The 2,564-nt window shown below is 64.7% G+C and carries 1 protein-coding gene, 1 tRNA gene and 2 pseudogenes; 2 read left to right on the top strand and 2 right to left on the bottom strand.

Annotated features, from left to right (window positions below):
• The coding region (locus tag ACS5PV_RS32710) for a transposase (RefSeq protein ID WP_455399474.1) at positions 1–915 on the top strand (915 nt) is incomplete at its 5' end.
• A gap of 213 nt (positions 916–1,128) precedes the next feature.
• Here ACS5PV_RS32710 and ACS5PV_RS32705 read toward each other — a convergent pair.
• Positions 1,129–1,386: pseudogene (locus ACS5PV_RS32705) on the bottom strand (transposase family protein); the annotation flags it as partial.
• A gap of 154 nt (positions 1,387–1,540) precedes the next feature.
• Here ACS5PV_RS32705 and ACS5PV_RS32700 point away from each other — a divergent pair.
• Positions 1,541–1,616 (top strand) — tRNA-Thr (locus ACS5PV_RS32700).
• Positions 1,617–2,440: 824 nt separating this feature from the next.
• Here ACS5PV_RS32700 and ACS5PV_RS32695 read toward each other — a convergent pair.
• A pseudogene (locus tag ACS5PV_RS32695) lies at positions 2,441–2,564 on the bottom strand (IS5/IS1182 family transposase); the annotation flags it as partial.

The raw sequence follows: 2,564 nt of genomic DNA, 5'->3' as shown, positions 1-2,564 counted from the left end.
CGGTTGCGCAGCCTGCCGCTCCTCCCTGGCTCGACCGTTCGTCCCACCCGGCGCGACCGCGCCTTTGCCCGCACTCCGTCGGAGTTGGAAGCGGGCGCACAGAGCCGGATGCGATGGCAGGTGGTCTACGACGAGGTCCGCCGCCGGCACGCCGGCGGGGAGCCCCTGCTCGCGATCGCCCGTGCCCTGGGGCTGGCTCGTGCGACGGTGCGCAAGTATGCGAGCGCCGAGACGTTCCCGGCGCGGTTGCCTCACGGTGCGGGGCCGAGCCTGCTTGATCCGCACGTCGCATACTTGGCGGGACGGATCGACGAGGGCTGCGAGAACGCCATGGCCCTGTGGCGCGAGATCCGGGAACGGGGCTATCCAGGGACGAGCCGGCAGGTGCATCGCTTCGTCGCCGAGCGCCGGACGAGGCCGATCCGATCAGGCCGCAAGGCCCGCAGTGCCAAGGCTTCCGCTTCGGAGCCGCCTGGATCGGAAGCCCGGTTGCCGCCAGCACGGCAGCTAGCGTGGCTGCTCGTGCAGCCGACCTCGGTGTTGGATAAGGGCGAAGCGGCTGTGGTGAGCCGCGTCGAGCAGGACGACACCGCGCGGGCCGTCACGGGGCTGGCCCGCCGCTTCACCGCACTCGTGCGCGCCGCCGGGAAGGGCAAGCCCTTGGCCGATGATCAGGACGCCGCTGCAGACGTCGAGGCTTGGATCACGAAGGCTCGGACCTGTGAAGCTCCTGCGATCGCGACGTTCGCCTCAGGATTGGAGGCGGACATCGCTGCCGTCCGGGCTGCTCTCAGGGAGCCATGGAGTAGCGGCCAGGCTGAAGGCCAGGTCAACCGGCTCAAGCTCATCAAGCGCCAGTGCTATGGCCGGGCAGGCCTCGATCTCCTGAAGCGCCGCATGGTTCTGGCCGCCTGATCCACGCAAAGTGAGCAAGAACACCGATCCGGGGCAATCCCACACCAGATGCGCGCCGCCGCTGCCGTCGCGGTCCACCCCCGCCGAGCCGCGCAGCCGCTTGCCGTCGAGCGCTACGTGACCCAAGCTCTGATCCTGTTCGGCCGCACCCCGCACCCAGGCCCCCAGCACGGCCTCGGTCGCCGTCACGTCGAGGGCCTTGAAGAAGTAGTGGTACGTGGCGTGGCAGGGCGCCCGCTCCAGGCCGAGGAGGAACAGCGCCTCTGGCGGCAGCCGTCGGCCCCACCGGAACACGGCGCGCAGATCAGTGGCTCCCGACAGCATGGCGGCCAGAGACAGGGTCAGGACCGCGGGCAGTCCGTACTGGCGCCCTTTGCGGCCGCGCCGATCCGGGATGGCCGCGAAGTGATCCCACAGGCTGCGAGCGCCCACGACGTCCGGTGCTTCGGCCACGCCGCCCTCCAGGATCATCTTCCAGATCCTGATTGAATCAGTCGCCGCGGGCCGTCACCCCCTCAATCGCATTCTCTGAATCGCCCTGCCGCGGTTCGCCGGGAGCCTTGCCAATCCGTCGCTCCGCGGGTAAGACGGCGCCACTGACCGCCGGTTCCGGCGGCCTGACGGCGCCGCAATAGCTCAGCTGGTAGAGCACCTCATTCGTAATGAGGGGGTCGGGGGTTCGAATCCCTCTTGCGGCACCACTACCCATCTCCCAGTCTTAAGTCGTTGATAGACTAGCGGTTTTTGGGAATTTCCCGGCAGGCTCGAAAACATTGTCAGACAGCGATGTCAGACAGCGTTGAGCATATTGACGCATAAGTGATTCGTAAAAAATGCGCCCGGACAGGGCTTCGGCATCCCGAGGTCGCCTCCTGCGGTTGGTCTGAGACTGCACATCCTATTGCGTGCCCCCCTGCTGAGTTCGGCGCAGTCCGGGTGGGTATCCGCATGGGCGGCCACCCCGACTTCGTCCGCCAGTCAGCCGTTGACGGCATCCCGGCGCTCACCCCGGACGAGGCGATGACGCGGCTGATCACAGCCGAGTAACCGCCGAGCCACCACCCGGAAGACCTCCGATCCCGCGGGTTCCCACCCCGCGGGATTTTTCGTGCGCGCATCTTAGCGGCAGGATAATTATGGTTGATTCACGGTTAATCCACTGATTCCCTGAATATTCATCCTAGAATGCACCACGCTGCGTACGTACTTGCGTTATTATTGATTCTGTTTATAGTTGGATTCACCAATCTTTTTCTCTTATTAGACTATTGAAAATCAGTATTGCGCCACAAAAAGTGTTGGCTGCAGGATCTCACCGCCCCATGGCTGACGGGTGGAGACAATACCCATGCCGTAGCCAAACGAAAACCCCCCGGTCTGCCAGGACCAGGGGGCGCCGATATCAAAAAGGGTCGTGAAGTAGTTCCTGACCCTACTGAACGGACGGACTCGGTGTCGAGCCGAGAACGAGATCGTTTGTGCAAACGGCCAGCCATCAGAGGTTGGTCATGTCATCTAAGAGCGCTTAACAGAACCGGTCGATCTGGTGGATGGTGATGAGGCTGGCCTGGAGGAACGTGAAGGCTTCGTAGATGTCGGCGCGGCGTTCGTAGCGGACGGGCAATCGGCGGGCTCGGTTGAACCAGGCA

The sequence above is a fragment of the Methylobacterium sp. Gmos1 genome, assembly GCF_053764715.1.
This window is presented reverse-complemented; position numbering and strand designations above follow the sequence as displayed.